General features: G+C 71.6%; 12 protein-coding genes. 6 read left to right on the forward strand and 6 right to left on the reverse strand.

The window, feature by feature from the left end:
• Positions 1 to 69: 69 nt before the first annotated feature.
• Positions 70 to 879 carry an HAD-IIA family hydrolase gene (locus tag ACFC1K_RS03450; RefSeq protein ID WP_310286469.1) on the reverse strand — a complete coding sequence of 270 codons (810 nt, stop codon included), beginning with the start codon at positions 877 to 879 and terminating at the stop codon, positions 70 to 72.
• Between the two features lie 40 nt (positions 880 to 919).
• Between ACFC1K_RS03450 and ACFC1K_RS03455 the strand changes: the two genes are divergently transcribed.
• Both ACFC1K_RS03455 and ACFC1K_RS03460 read left to right on the forward strand, forming a co-directional pair.
• Positions 920 to 1,864 carry an SDR family NAD(P)-dependent oxidoreductase gene (locus tag ACFC1K_RS03455; RefSeq protein WP_375870440.1) on the forward strand — a complete coding sequence of 315 codons (945 nt, stop codon included), beginning with the start codon at positions 920 to 922 and terminating at the stop codon, positions 1,862 to 1,864.
• 142 nt (positions 1,865 to 2,006) lie between these two features.
• Complete coding sequence (locus tag ACFC1K_RS03460; protein WP_310286465.1) at positions 2,007 to 2,699, forward strand: VIT1/CCC1 transporter family protein; 693 nt, start codon at positions 2,007 to 2,009, stop codon at positions 2,697 to 2,699.
• A gap of 103 nt (positions 2,700 to 2,802) precedes the next feature.
• On the opposite strand, the gene ACFC1K_RS03465 is transcribed toward ACFC1K_RS03460, so the two are convergent.
• Entirely contained in the window at positions 2,803 to 3,438 is a 636-nt protein-coding gene (locus tag ACFC1K_RS03465; RefSeq protein WP_375870441.1) for a metal-dependent transcriptional regulator, read from the reverse strand.
• 24 nt (positions 3,439 to 3,462) lie between these two features.
• Positions 3,463 to 4,776: an Nramp family divalent metal transporter gene (locus tag ACFC1K_RS03470; protein ID WP_375871147.1), complete on the reverse strand. Its 1,314-nt coding sequence runs from the start codon at positions 4,774 to 4,776 to the stop codon at positions 3,463 to 3,465.
• Between the two features lie 356 nt (positions 4,777 to 5,132).
• Between ACFC1K_RS03470 and ACFC1K_RS03475 the strand changes: the two genes are divergently transcribed.
• Positions 5,133 to 5,780, forward strand: a complete 648-nt coding sequence (locus tag ACFC1K_RS03475) for a TrmH family RNA methyltransferase (RefSeq protein ID WP_375870442.1) — start codon at positions 5,133 to 5,135, stop codon at positions 5,778 to 5,780.
• A 9-nt stretch (positions 5,781 to 5,789) separates the two neighbouring features.
• On the opposite strand, the gene ACFC1K_RS03480 is transcribed toward ACFC1K_RS03475, so the two are convergent.
• From ACFC1K_RS03480 to ACFC1K_RS03490, 3 genes are all read right to left on the reverse strand, one after another.
• On the reverse strand, positions 5,790 to 7,001 hold the full coding sequence (locus ACFC1K_RS03480; RefSeq protein WP_375870443.1) for an NAD(P)/FAD-dependent oxidoreductase: 1,212 nt from the start codon (positions 6,999 to 7,001) through the stop codon (positions 5,790 to 5,792).
• Positions 6,998 to 8,059, reverse strand: coding sequence for a saccharopine dehydrogenase NADP-binding domain-containing protein (locus tag ACFC1K_RS03485; protein ID WP_375870444.1), 1,062 nt, complete (start codon positions 8,057 to 8,059; stop codon positions 6,998 to 7,000). The genes ACFC1K_RS03480 and ACFC1K_RS03485 overlap by 4 nt, the downstream gene beginning before the upstream one ends.
• 90 nt (positions 8,060 to 8,149) lie before the next feature.
• A complete protein-coding gene (locus tag ACFC1K_RS03490) occupies positions 8,150 to 9,469 on the reverse strand; it encodes an MATE family efflux transporter (protein ID WP_375870445.1) in 1,320 nt (439 codons plus the stop codon).
• A gap of 125 nt (positions 9,470 to 9,594) precedes the next feature.
• On the opposite strand from ACFC1K_RS03490, the gene ACFC1K_RS03495 reads away from it, so the two are divergent.
• From ACFC1K_RS03495 to ACFC1K_RS03505, 3 genes are all read left to right on the forward strand, one after another.
• Positions 9,595 to 11,559 carry a M13 family metallopeptidase gene (locus tag ACFC1K_RS03495; protein ID WP_375870446.1) on the forward strand — a complete coding sequence of 655 codons (1,965 nt, stop codon included), beginning with the start codon at positions 9,595 to 9,597 and terminating at the stop codon, positions 11,557 to 11,559.
• A gap of 64 nt (positions 11,560 to 11,623) precedes the next feature.
• Positions 11,624 to 12,535: a serine hydrolase gene (locus tag ACFC1K_RS03500; RefSeq protein ID WP_375870447.1), complete on the forward strand. Its 912-nt coding sequence runs from the start codon at positions 11,624 to 11,626 to the stop codon at positions 12,533 to 12,535.
• Between the two features lie 154 nt (positions 12,536 to 12,689).
• Positions 12,690 to 13,802, forward strand: coding sequence for a 5-methyltetrahydropteroyltriglutamate--homocysteine S-methyltransferase (locus ACFC1K_RS03505; RefSeq protein ID WP_375870448.1), 1,113 nt, complete (start codon positions 12,690 to 12,692; stop codon positions 13,800 to 13,802).
• The last annotated feature ends 86 nt before the right edge of the window (positions 13,803 to 13,888 follow it).

A 13,888-nucleotide genomic window follows, 5' to 3' on the forward strand; every position in this document is an offset into this window, starting at 1 on the left:
TCGCAGCGGGAGGCAAGGCGGACAAGGGCGACGGATGCTGCGGGCGTGGCGCCCTGCGGGAGCTCGTGGCTACAGCAGCTCCGGGTCTTCGGACTCGATGGGCTCGTGGTCGAGGAGGTCGGCGACCGAGTTCAGCACCTCGTCGGGGCGGAAGGGATAGCGGGCGATCTCGGCGGCGTCGCTGATGCCCGTCAGGACGAGCACGGTGTGCAGGCCCGCCTCGATGCCGGCGACGACGTCGGTGTCCATGCGGTCGCCGATCATGCCGGTGTTCTCGGAGTGCGCGCCGATGCGGTTCAGGGCCGAGCGGAACATCATCGGGTTCGGCTTGCCGACGACGTAGGGCTCCATGCCGGTCGCCTTGGTGATGAGCGCCGAGATCGCACCCGTTGCCGGCAGCACGCCCTCGGTCGAGGGGCCGGTGGCGTCGGGGTTGGTCGCGATGAAGCGGGCGCCGGCGCCGATGAACCGGATCGCCTTCGTGATCGCCTCGAACGAGTAGTTGCGGGTCTCGCCGACGACGACGTAGTCGGGGTCGGTCTCGGTCATGATGAAGCCGGCCTCGTGGAGGGCGGTCGTCAGGCCCGCCTCGCCGATGACGAAGGCCGAGCCGCCGGGCATCTGCGACTTGAGGAAGTCGGCGGTGGCGAGGGCCGAGGTCCAGATCGATTCCTCGGGAACGATGAGTCCGGACGCCCGCAGCCGGGCCGACAGATCGCGCGGCGTGAAGATCGAGTTGTTGGTGAGCACGAGGAACGGCACACCCTGATCGGTCCACTGCTGCAGCAGATCCGATGCCCCGGGGATGGGGGTGTTCTCGTGCACCAGCACGCCGTCCATGTCGGTGAGCCAGCATTCGATATCCGCGCGGGTCCGCATGCGTCCAGACTAGGCGGCGGGCAGGCGTAGGGTCGTTCCCGTGACGTGGGACCCCCGGACCCTCCCAGACCTTTCCGGACGCGTGTACCTCGTGACCGGATCCAATGCCGGCCTCGGTTACTTCGCGTCCGAGCAGCTCGTGCGCGCAGGTGCGCACGTGCTCATGTCGGCGCGCCATCCGAACCGGCTGTCGGCCGCGCGCGCGGCGATCCGCCGCCGCGTTCCGGAGGCTGCACCCGACGCGACCGAGCCGCTCATCCTCGACACCTCGAACCTCGCGTCGGTGCGCTCCGCCGCCGCGAGCGTCCGCGGCAAAGGCCCTCTCGACGGCGTGCTGCTCAACGCCGGCATCGTCCATGCCCCGAAGTCGCGCGAGACCACGATCGACGGGCACGAGGTCGTGTTCGCGACCAACGCCCTCGGCCACTACGCGCTCGCCGGAGAGCTCCTGCCGGCCCTCGCCGACGCCCACGGGCGCATGGTGTGGGTGGGGAGCATGTCGACCTCGCTCACGCCGTACGACCCGGTCGACCCGCAGCTCGTCGACGACTACTCGGCCTGGCGCGCGTACGTGCAGTCGAAGGTCGCGACGACCGCGCTCGGCTTCGAGGCAGACCGACGCCTGCGCGCGGCCGGTATCCCGGTCGCGAGCGTCGTCGCCCACCCGGGCTACTCGACCGGCGGCCGCACCCCCGGCATCGTCGGCGTCAACGAGCCGTCGCGCGCCAAGCGCTTCCGCGACAACCTGCAGGCGGCGATGGCGCAGTCGAAGGAGCACGGCGCCTGGCCGCTGGTGCGGGCCCTGACCGATCCCGACATCGAGGGCGGCGAGTTCTGGGGTCCGCGCACCGGCTCGCGCGGCGAGCCCCGCAAGCAGACCGCGTCGAAGATCACGCGCGACCCCGTCGTGGCCGCGCGCCTCTGGGACGTCGCCGAGACGGCGACGGGCGTGCGCTGGCCGTTCGAGGTGGCGGCGCGCCGCTGACCCGGCGCGCCCAGCATCGGAGGTGCTGCGCGACACGCCGGCGCGCAGCATCCTGTTCCCGGCGTGTCGTCGTGAATCTCCGATTCTGTGTCGGGACACGGATGCCGCGACCCCGGCTGTCAGACTGACCGCGGGAGGTCGCATGGCCGAGGTCGCCCCGTCGCTGTGGTCGCGCTTCATCGCGCGCGTGCGCGAGACCTCGTGGGCGATCGACGCGAACGACGGGATCATCGCGACCGCCGGATTGCTCCAGGGTTTCGCCGGGGCCGGCGCCGGCGACCGCCTGCTGCTGTTCACCGCGATCGCCGCGATGATCGCCGGCGGACTGAGCGCCGGCGGCGCGAAGTGGGCCGAGGTCGCCGCCGAGCGCGAGTCCGAGCTCGAGATCGCCGCGCGCGAGCAGGAGGAGCTCCAGCGGGACCCGGCGGGGGAGCTCGCGACGCTCGCGGCCCACTGGGAGTCGCGCGGGCTCGCGCCCGATCTGGCGCTCGAGGTCGCGCAGCAGCTCACGGCGCGCGACGCGCTCGGCGCTCAGCTCGACGCGGAGCACGGGCTCGAGGAGATCACGCACCGCTCGGCGCCCTGGTGGGCCGGGATCGAGACCGCCATCGCGTTCATGATCGGCGCGGCGATCCCCGTGCTCATCACGTACTACGCCCCCGTCGCGATCGAGACGTGGGCGATCATCGTCGCCGTCGTCGTGTCGCTCGCGCTGACCTCGCTCGTGGCGGCGGGGGTGGGCCGCCTGTCGGCGCTGCGCATGCTGATCCGCAGCCTCGCGGTCGGCCTCGGCACGATGGGCGTCAGCTACCTCGCGGGCGTGATCTTCTTCTGACGGGCCCGCGCCCCGGTCCGGGCTCCTCCCGAGTCGCCACGACACGCCGTGGGCCGGGTCGGCCACCCGGCGTGTCGTGGCGACTGGTGGAAGGGGAAGCGGGTCAGGCGCTGAGCCAGACGGCGTCGGCTGCGGCGTCGGGAAGCGACACCGACGCCGTGCCGATGCGCAGGGCCGCAGCATCCGTCACCGTCACGGTCGTGCCGACGGCCACGCCGGCCGACTCGACGGCCCGGAGCAGTTCGGGGTCGCGGTCGCTCACGCGGAGCACACGGCCGACGTGTCCGACCGGCGCCGCGGCGAGCAGCACGAAGGGTTCGCGGTGGACGTGGCCCGCGGCATCCGGGATCGCGTCGCCGTGCGGGTCGAAGCGCGGGCGCCCCAGCCGCTCGTCGATGCCCTCGAGCAGCCGGTCGCTGATCGCGTGCTCGAGCACCTCGGCCTCGTCGTGGACCTCGTCCCACGCATAGCCGAACTCGCTCACGAGCCACGTCTCGATCAGGCGGTGACGGCGGATGATCGCCGCAGCGCGGCGCTCGCCCTCCTCGGAGAGCGCGATGGGCCCGTACGGGCGATGCGTGACGAGCCCCTGGGCGGCGAGCTTCTGCACCATCTCGGTGACGCTCGACGGCGCGAGGCCGAGCTCGGCGGCCAGCTGCGACGGCGTGATGCGGTCGTCCTGCCACTCGGTGTGGTGGTAGATCGTCTTCAGGTAGTCGTCGATCGCAGGGGAGGCCACGGTTTCAGGGTACCGGGCGGACTTTCACGCGCCCGTCAGCACCAGGTACAGCAGCACGCCGTTGAGGGCGATGAGGAACACGGATGCTGCGATCCCCGCGATCGTCGTCCACACGCGGTTGCGGTACCCGCCGAGCACCTCGCGGTTGGCGGTGAGCGCGACCAGGGGGATGAGCGCGAACGGGATGCCGAACGACAGCACCACCTGGCTCAGGACGAGGGCGACCGTCGGGTCGAAGCCGATCGCGAGGATCACGAGTGCCGGGATCAGCGTGACCAGCCGGCGGGCGAGCAGCGGCACGCGGATGTGCAGGAGGCCGTGCATGATCTCGGCGCCGGCGTACGCGCCGACCGACGTGCTGGCGAGGCCGCTGGCCAGCAGCCCCACCGCGAACAGCGTCGCGACGAGCGGCCCGAGCCCCGCGTACAGCGCGGCGTACGCACCCTCGAGCGAGTCGGTGCCCGGGACGCCGGCCAGATTCGCCGCGGCGAGCAGCAGGATGCAGAGGTTGACGGTGCCCGCGATGAGCATCGCGATCGTGACGTCCCACTTCGTCGCGCGCAGCAGGCGACGGGTGGGGATGCCGCGCAGCTCGGCCAGCGTCGGGTCTGCCGGGGCCCCGATCGGGGCGTCGGCAGCGCGGGAGCCGCGCGGCATCAGTCGGTCGCCGCCGAGGGCCGCGCCGGCCGTCGCCGGTGCCGGGGCGAAGCGGTCACGGGCCAGGGCGCTGTGCGCGTAGATGGCGTGCGGCATGATCGTGGCGCCGAGGATCGAGGCTGCCAGCAGCACCGAGTCGGTGCCCTCGAAGCGCGGCACGAGACCCGCCACCACGCTCGCGCCGTCGGGCGGGGCGACGAACACGCCGAACGAGAAGCCGATCGCGATGATCGCGAGAAGGCCGATGACGACGAACTCGAACGTGCGGGGGCCGCGCCGCGACTGGATGAGCAGGAGCGCGATCGACACCGCGCCGGTGATCGCACCGCCCCACAGCAGGGGGACGCCGAACAGCAGGTTGAGCGCCACCGCCCCGCCGATGACCTCGGCGATGTCGGTCGCCATCGCGACGAGCTCGGCCTGCAGCCAGTACGCGCGACGCCCCCAGCGGTTGCCGATGCGGTGGCCGAGGGTCTCGGGGAGGCTGCGGCCGGTGACGATGCCGAGCTTGGCCGACAGGTACTGGATGAGCCAGGCCATCACGTTGCCGAGCACCACGACCCACACCAGCAGGTACCCGTACCGGGCGCCCGCCGTCATGTTGCTCGCGACATTGCCGGGGTCGAGGTACGCGACCCCCGCGACGAGCGCCGGGCCGATCAGCCACGCGAGGCGCGGCATCGACAGGCGCCGGCTCAGGAGCGGCGTCGGCGTGCTGACATCCTCGACAGTTTTCGGCATACCGAAAACGTACCCTGTTTTCGGCGCACCGAAAAGTCCGCGACCGCGCCGTCGGTCGGCGAAACAAGGGAGCTCGGCTGAGACCGGGGACGCGGTTCTGGGTCTCGGTGCGAATCCTCTGTTTCGAGGTGGAGTCAGCCGTCGCGCGCAGCCGGGCCCCGTCGCCGGGGCCCGCGGCGGAGCCACCGCGCGTGGCCGGCGTCGCTCGCGGACACGCGCCGCAGCCAGTGGCATCAGACACCGCATCTCTGATCCCCCGATCGCCGGGTGCGCGTCGCGGCGGATAGCCTGGGCCGGTGAACCCGCCCGACCCGAGCGCCGCCGAGCCGGCCGAGCCGACGCTGCCGGTCGGCGTGGGGCCGTGGCCGGGTGGTCCGGACGCGTGGCCTGACGATCCGCGGTACGACCGCGAGCTGCTCGCGAACGGCGACGCCCGCAACGTCGTCGACCCCTACCGGTACTGGACGATGGACGCCATCGTCGCCGACCTCGACACACGCCGCCACGCGTTCCACGTCGCGATCGAGAACTGGCAGCACGACATGAACATCGGCTCGATCGTGCGCAGCGCCAACGCGTTCCTCGCCGCCGAGGTGCACATCATCGGCAAGCGCCGCTGGAACCGCCGCGGAGCCATGGTGACCGACCGCTACCAGCACGTGCGCCATCACGAGTCCGTCGAGGCGTTCACCGCGTGGGCGGATGCCGCGTCCCTGCCCGTCATCGCGATCGACAACGTCGAGGGGTCGCTGCCGCTGCCGGCCGCCGATCTGCCCGAGGCGTGCGTCCTGCTCTTCGGACAGGAGGGACCCGGGCTGTCGCCGGAGGCGCTGGCGGCAGCATCCGGAACCGTCCAGATCGAGCAGTACGGCTCGACCCGCTCGATCAACGCGAGCGCCGCCGCGGCCGTCGTCATGTATGAGTGGTGCCGCCGCTGGGCGTGAGCCCGGGCGTCAGGCGGCAGACGTCGTCAGCCCGGAGACGGGCTGAGGCGCGCTCGTCGCGGCGTGCCGACGCGGCGTGAACGCGAAGCGCGAGAGGTCCGCCACGACGCCCGCTGCCCGCGTACGCGACGGCATGAATCGGAGGAAGAATCCGAGGCGCAGGATCCACGCGAGTGCCCCGGTGAACGGCACCCCGTACAGCTCCGAGATGCCTCGACCGAAGCCGAACGAGGCCGCGCGCCCGAGCCCGCGGTAGGTGAAGCGCCCCGCCGTCCGTCCGCGCAGTCGCCCTGCGATCGCGCGGCCGATGTGGTCGCCGCCCTTCATCGCCCACAGCGCGTTGGCGGGCACGGGCTCGCCCGTGACAGGATGCTCGACCCGCGCGCCGTCGCCCGCCGCCCACACGCCGTACCGGACCGCGAGCGTCGGCTGCGTGCGCAGGCGACCGCGTTCGTCGCGCCAGGCGTCGAGCCCGGGGATGCGCACGGGACGCTGGCCGGTCGTGGCGACGACCGTCGCCGTCGCGAGCGACGACCCGTCAGAGAACTGCGCCGCGGTCGGCGTGACCTCGGTGAGCCGAACGCCGGTCACCACCCGCACCCCGAGTCGTTCGAGTTCCCGCGCGGCGCGGGCCGCCAGCCGTGGCTGATCGGACCACTCGCCGACGAGGCGACCGCGGGAGTGCACGAGGGTGACGGGGTGTCCGCGATCGGCGATGGCCGCCGCCAGCTCGGCGCCCGCGATCCCGCCGCCGGCGACGACGACCGGCGATCCGGGCACCGTCGCGAGGTGGTCCGCGAGGTCGGCGATCTCGTCCGGGCCGCGCAGCGCGTAGCCGTGCTCGGCGAGCCCGGGGACCTCGGCGACCGGCTCTCTCGCCCCGGTGCCGACGACGAGGTGGTCGTAGGGCAGGGTCTCGACGTCGCCGTCGTCGTGGCGTCGGTACGACACCGACCGGCCCGCGGCGTCGATGCGCACCGCACGGCCCTCGATGATGCGCGCGAGCGGCATCGCCTCGGACAGCGGAGTGGCCACGCGGTCGCGGTCGATCATCCCCGCCAGCAGCTCGCCGGTGAATCCGTGGAAGCGGTGCGCGGTGTCGGCCGAGATGACCACGATCTCGAGTTCGCCTCGCCGCAGTCGTCGCCCGGCACGGCGCGCCAGGGTCGCGTAGGCGTGGAGGGTGACGTAGCCCCCGCCCAGCAGCACCACGCGGGTCATGCGATCACCGTCGCGCGTCGCTCGAGCACCACCGGTGCGCCGAAGCTCGTCGGGGCGGCCATGCGGAAGCCGAGGTGTGAGAGTTCGCCGGCCCGAGCGCGGATGTCGTCGATCTGCTCGAGGGTGGGGTTGCCGATCGAGAAGTGGCCGCGGTGGCCGGTGAGGGCGAGGATCGCCGTCTCGGCGAAGCAGGCGTAGGAGCGGCCGTCGGGCAGGCCGATCTCGCCACCGGTGAGCCGCAGGCTCGGGATCGAGACGATGCCGCCGTCGACGACGAGCACGTCGGGCCGCGCGGTGGCGAGGGCGGGCGATGTGTTGCGCGGCTGGGTCGCGTCGAGCACGACCGCGCCGGGCGCGAGGTGGTCGGGGCCGAGGATCGTGTCGGCCGAGGCGGTGAGGAGCACGACCAGGTCGGCGCCCTGTACCGCATCGATCGTGAGCGCGACCGTCACGTCGACGTCGCCGGCGACCGACGCCGCGAGCGCCTCCAGGCGCGGTGCGCTGCGGGCGATCAGCGTCAGCCGTGCCTCCGCGGGGTCGCGGGCGAGCAGCTTGGTGACCGCGCTGCCCACGCTGCCGCTGGCGCCCACGATTGCGATGTGCGGACGTGTGGCGCGCGCCGAGACGTGGGGGAGCAGCATCCGGATCTGGTCCTCGACGATCGCCGCCGTGAACGCGTTGCCGTTCGTCACCCCGATGTCGGAGCGTCCGCGCAGGCTGGCGCCGCCGGCCGTCACCGTCGCGGTGAGCGCGCCGAGTCCCACGACGTCTGCGCCGAGAGCGGCGCCACGGTCGACCGCGCGGGTCACGCGCCGCCGGCCGCCCTCGATGTCGGAGAGCAGATGGCGTGCGCCGAAGGGGACCAGCACGACGTGACCGACGCGCTCGCCGCCGATCTGCGCGCCGGCCATCGTGATCGGCGGCAGCGGCAGGCGCCGCAGGGCGGCGTCGTAGACGGACTCCGGCACCAGTCCGAGCGGCCGCCATGCGCGAGCGAGGTCCTCGCGCAGACGCGCACGGGGGTGGACGGTGAACGCGAATGTTCCGGTGCCGGACACGGGAGGCTCCTTCCGGCGGCCGCGATGGACGCCATGTGACTCAGGAGCGGTCGGCAGCGGGCGTGATACCTCGGTGCGCGGAACCTGTCGTCACGCCTCGACGGACAGCCAGGCCGAACCGCGCACGCGCCAGCCGAGGGTGGCGAGTCGGGCGAGCATGTAGACGCCGAAGAACGCGACGGCGAGCCATGCGAGCCCGGCCGCCCCGACAGGATGCAGCCACGCGACGAGGGCGAGCGCGGGGATGAAGGGCACGAGGTTCAGCACCCCGACGATCGCGAGGTACTTCGCGTCGCCGGCGCCGATGAGCACGCCGTCGAGCACGAACACGACTCCGCACACCGGCTGGGCGATCGCGAGCACGATGAGCGCGGGCTGGACGAGGGTCGCGATGCCGGCGTCGCCGGTGAAGGCCAGCCCGATGACGCCCGACAGCGCCCCGATGATCGCACCCGTGATCACGCCGAACCACGCGCCCCACGCGACGGTGCGGCCGAGCACGCGGCGGACGAGAGGCCTGTCTTCGGCACCGAGGCCCTTGCCGATGAGCGCCTGCGCGGCGATCGCGAGTGCGTCGAGCGCGAAGGCGGCCGTCGAGAAGATCGTGAAGGCGACCTGCCAGCCGGCGAGCTCGACCGTGCCGAGCCCGGTCGCGACGGCGACCGTCGCCAGCAGCGCGAACCGCAGCGACACGGTGCGCAGGAACAGCCAGCCGCCGGAACGTGCAGAGCCGCGCACACCCTCGCGCTGAGGACGGATGGATGCGTCGTGCCGCCGCGCGAGCCGCCCGACGACGACCGCGTACGCGGCGACCATGCCCCACTGCGCGACGACGGTGCCGATCGCGGAGCCCGCGATGCCCCACCCGAAGCCGTAGATGAAGAGCCAGTTGAGGAGGGCGTTCGCGGCGAAGCCGAGTCCGGCGATCCACAGTGGCGTGACGGTGTCCTGCATGCCCCGCAGGAGACCGGTCGCGGCGAACACGACGAGCATCGCGGGAAGGCCCCACATCGAGATGCCGAGGTAGATCTCGGCCTGCTGGGCGACCTCCGGCGACGCGCCGAACAGGCCGACGAGCAGCGGCGTCGCGACGTAGCCGACGAGCGCGAGCACCGCCCCGATGCCGAGCGCGAGCCAGATGCCGTCGATGCCGACCGACACCGCGCGAGACGGGTCGCCGGCGCCGAACCGGCGCGCGACGGCGGGCGTCGTCGAATAGGCGAGGAACACCATGAGCCCGACGATCGTCTGCAGCACGGCAGACGCGATGCCGAGCCCGGCGAGCGGCTCGACGCCGAGATGGCCGACGAGCGCGGAGTCCACGATGAGGAACAGCGGCTCGGCGATCAGGGCGCCGAGCGCCGGCACCGCGAGCCGCAGGATGTCGCGGTTCAGGGTGTCGGTCGTCACCCCAGAAGCCTAGGACCGGGCGCCGACGCCGGGGCGCAGCATCCGGTTCATCACAATGTCGTCACGAGCGGCGATCCGGCCCCTCCCGAGAGTTGTCCAGGCTTCGGGCGACTACCCTGGAACGCATGACCGATGCCCCCCGCTCCGGTCTCGCGCTCGAGGAACTCAGCGCCGAGATCCGCCCCCAGGACGATCTGTTCCGCCACGTCAACGGCAGCTGGCTCGACCGGACCGAGATCCCGGAGGACAAGGCGCGGTGGGGCTCGTTCCACCTCATCGCGGAGCAGGCCGAGAAGGACGTGCACGCGATCATCGAGGAGTCGCAGCAGGCCGAGCCGGGCACCGAGGCGCGCAAGATCGGCGACCTCTACACGAGCTTCATGGACACCGAGCGCATCGAGGCGCAGGGTGCCGCGCCTCTCGCGGACTCGCTGGCCCGCGTCGAGGCGATCGAAGACATCCCCGGTTTCCTGCGCACGATCGGCGAGTTCGAGCGCGACGGCATCGCCGCGCTGATCCACCTCTACTTCGAGCCGGATCCGGGCAACCCCGAGCGCTACGTCCCGTTCTTCATCCAGGGCGGCCTGTCGCTGCCGGACGAGAGCTACTACCGCCTCGACAACTTCCAGGAGACGCGCATCGCGTTCCGGACGCACGTGCAGCGCATCCTCGAGCTCGCGGGCGTGGCCGAGGCCGAGGCAGCCGCAGATCGCATCGTCGCGATCGAGACGGAACTCGCCACCCACCACTGGGACAACGTCTCGAGCCGCGACGCGGTCAAGACGTACAACCTCAAGACGTGGGACGAGGTCCAGGAGCTCGTCGGTGTCGACCTGACGCCGTGGCGCGAGGGCGCGGCCCCCGACCACGCCGACGCGTTCGCCGAGATCAACGTCTACCAGCCGAGCTTCTTCGAGGGCCTCGGGGCGCTGCTCGTCGAGGACCGTCTCGAGGACTGGAAAGCGTGGCTGCGCTTCGCTGTCGTGCACTCCGGCGCCCCGTTCCTGTCGGAGGAGTTCGTCGCCGAGAACTTCGGGTTCTACGGCACGCAGCTGACGGGCGTCCCGGTCAACCGCGAGCGCTGGAAGCGCGGCGTCAGCCTCACCGAGGCCGCCCTGGGCGAGGCCATCGGCCGCGTCTACGTCGAGCGCCACTTCCCGCCCGCCGCCAAGGAAGCGATGGACGAGCTGGTGGCCAACCTCATCGAGGCCTACCGTCAGTCGATCGCCGAGCTCGAGTGGATGAGCCCCGAGACCCGTGAGCGCGCGCTCGCGAAGCTCGACGCGTTCACCCCGAAGATCGGGTACCCGGTGAAGTGGAAGGACTACTCCACCCTCGAGATCGCGAGCGACGACCTGATCGGCAACGTCCGCCGCGCCCACGTGTGGGAGCACGACCGCCAGCTCGCCAAGGTCGGCCAGCCGATCGACCGCGACGAGTGGTTCATGACGCCGCAGACCGTCAACGCGTACTACAACCCGCTGATGAACGAGATCGTGTTCCCGGCGGCGATCCTGCAGTACCCGTTCTTCGACGTCGAGCGCGACGCCGCCGCCAACTACGGCGGCATCGGCGCGGTCATCGGCCACGAGATCGGCCACGGCTTCGACGACCAGGGCAGCCGCTTCGACGGCGACGGGTCGCTGCGCGACTGGTGGACCGACGACGACCGCGCCGCCTTCGAGGAGCGCACCAAGAACCTCATCGCCCAGTACGACGCCCTCGTGCCGCAGGGGCTCGCCGACGACAACCACGTCAACGGCGCGCTCACCATCGGCGAGAACATCGGCGACCTGGGCGGTCTCGGCATCGCGATCAAGGCGTATGCCCTGTCGCTCGACGGCACGGGCGCGCCCGAGCTCGACGGCTTCACGGGCATCCAGCGACTGCTGCTCAGCTGGGGACAGGTCTGGCAGCAGAAGGGACGGGATGCTGAGACCATCCGTCTGCTCACGATCGACCCGCACTCGCCCAACGAGTTCCGGTGCAACCAGATCGTGCGCAACATCGACGCGTTCTACGATGCGTTCGGTGTGACCGAGTCGGATGCTCTCTGGCTCGACGAGGATCAGCGCGTCACCATCTGGTGACGGCCGGGCCGCGTGCGGCCCGATCACCCCGCAACAACGTCAAGGGGAGGGAAACTCCGTGGGCATGGAGCCCAGAAAGGATGCCGAGTCGCTGCGGGGGGCGCGACGGAGCACCGGTCGGCGGCTGCCGAAGAGGGCAGCGGCCGGTCGTCGTTCGTTCACGTCGACGCTGAAGGCGCTCGACGATCTCGCCGCATCCGGGGCCAAGATCTCGGTGCGCATCACCGACCTCGACCGCGGGACGTCCGTCCTGTCGGGCGACGACTTCGTGACGCTGCCCGTCGCCGGGCTCGGCGTCGTGCCGCTGCTCATCGAGGTCGCCGCCGCATTCGAGTCGGGGCGCCTCGAGCCGCTCGAGATCATCGACCGCGCGCACATCGAGCCGGTCGGCGTCGGCGGAGTGTGGCAGCACCTCAAGGCGCCCGCACTGCCGCTCGTTGACCTCGCGGTGCTGACCGCATCGACCGGCGACGCGCTGGCGGCCAATGCCCTGCTGAAGCGCGTGGGCATCCCCGCCGTGCGCGCCCGCATCGAGGATCTCGGGCTCGCCCGCTCGGCGCTGCTCGACCGGTTCCGCGACGAGCGCGGACCAGACGACGCACCGCACTTCGCCCTCGGCTCCGCGCGCGAGCTCGCCGAGGTGTTCGCGGCGCTGGTGAACTCGCAGGTCGTCTCGCCGAGCGTGAGCGCCCAGGTGGCGGAGTGGCTGAGCCTCAACCACGACCTGTCGCTCGTCGCATCCGCCACCGGGCTCGACCCCTTCTCGCACGAGAACGACGAGCACGGGCTGCTCTTCATCAACAAGACCGGCCGGGATGCGGGCATCCGTGTCGAGGCGGGCGTGCTGGCGGGCCCCCGCGCCGGAGTGTCATACGCCCTCATCGTGTGCTTCGACGACCTGTCGATCTCGCACCGCCTGCGCGCGCACGAGGCGTTCCGCATCCTCGGGACCGACCTCATGGAGTACGTGTTCTGACCCGCGCCCGACCCCCGCTCCATCGGTTCGTTCGTCACACATGCACGTGAAATCGGGGTGGTGGCGTACATATGTGACGAACGAACCAGGATGCGGGCGACCCCGTGTGACGGGACGTTTCCCTATGCCGGGAGGGATCGGCTAGCCTCGCAGGGTGTCAACACCGCCGTTCCGCGCCGACATCGTCGGCAGCTTCCTCCGTCCCGCTGAGCTCGCCGAGGCCCGCCGCCGGTTCGCCTCCGGCCAGATCGATGCCGATGCGCTGCGCGTCGCGGAGGAGACCGCGATCGCCGAGCTCGTCGTGCGCGAGGCCGATGCCGGCCTGAAGCTGGCGACGGACGGCGAGTTCCGCCGCTCGTGGTGGCACTTCGACTTCTTCGGCCTGCTCGACGGCGTCGAGATCGTCGAGCTCGACCACGGCATCCAGTTCCAGGGCGTGCAGACCAAGCCGCGCGGCATCGAGATCTCGGGCAAGATCGGCTTCAGCGACACCCACCCGTTCCTCGACCACTTCCGCTCGCTCAAGAGCCTGCTCGAGCGCACCACCGGCGCGGTGCCGAAGTTCAGCATTCCGGCACCCACCGTGCTCGACTTCCGCCTCGAGCCGGGGCACCTCGAGGGCTCGGGCTATGACGGCCGCGACGACATCGTCGACGACCTCGTGCAGGCGTACGGTGACGCCGTCGCCGCGTTCTACGACGCCGGTGCCCGCTACCTGCAGTTCGACGACACCGCGTGGGCGTACCTCTGCTCCGAGGTCGAGCTCGAGAAGGCGCGCGAGCGCGGCATCGAGACCGACGGCATCGCCGAGCGCTACTCCGGCATCCTGAACCGCATCCTCGACGGCAAGCCCGACGACCTCACGATCACCACGCACGTGTGCCGCGGCAACTTCCGTTCGACGTGGATCTCGTCGGGCGGGTACGAGCCGGTCGCCGAGCAGCTGCTCGGCAACACCGCGTACGACGGCTACTTCCTCGAGTACGACAGCGAGCGCGCCGGCGGCTTCGAGCCACTGCGGTTCCTGCCGGAGGGCGACAAGACGGTCGTGCTCGGGCTGATCACCTCGAAGAGCGGCGAGCTGGAGAACGTGGATGCTGTGAAGCACCGCATCGACGAGGCTGCGGCGTTCGCCCCCCTCGAGCAGCTGGCCCTGAGCCCGCAGTGCGGCTTCGCCTCGACCGAGGAGGGCAACGTCCTCACTGAGGACGAGCAATGGGCCAAGGTGCGCGAGGTCGTCGACATCGCCGCCGACGTCTGGCGCTGACCAGGCCCGGCCCCGGGCCGTTCGCCCCGGCCACCTCGCGATCCCCGCGAGAGTACAGCTGGTGGACGAGATGCGGGTTGCTTCCC

The sequence above is a fragment of the Microbacterium sp. NPDC056057 genome, from assembly GCF_042266945.1.
Classification (GTDB): domain Bacteria; phylum Actinomycetota; class Actinomycetes; order Actinomycetales; family Microbacteriaceae; genus Microbacterium; species Microbacterium trichothecenolyticum_C.

Coding starts and splice junctions, on each gene's coding strand:
- ACFC1K_RS03450 (WP_310286469.1), bottom strand. CDS start 879: ATGCGGACCCGCGCGGATATCGAATGCTGGCTCACCGACATGGACGGC.
- ACFC1K_RS03460 (WP_310286465.1), top strand. CDS start 2,007: ATGGCCGAGGTCGCCCCGTCGCTGTGGTCGCGCTTCATCGCGCGCGTG.
- ACFC1K_RS03470 (WP_375871147.1), bottom strand. CDS start 4,776: ATGCCGCGCCTCGCGTGGCTGATCGGCCCGGCGCTCGTCGCGGGGGTC.
- ACFC1K_RS03480 (WP_375870443.1), bottom strand. CDS start 7,001: ATGACCCGCGTGGTGCTGCTGGGCGGGGGCTACGTCACCCTCCACGCC.
- ACFC1K_RS03495 (WP_375870446.1), top strand. CDS start 9,595: ATGACCGATGCCCCCCGCTCCGGTCTCGCGCTCGAGGAACTCAGCGCC.
- ACFC1K_RS03500 (WP_375870447.1), top strand. CDS start 11,624: ATGGAGCCCAGAAAGGATGCCGAGTCGCTGCGGGGGGCGCGACGGAGC.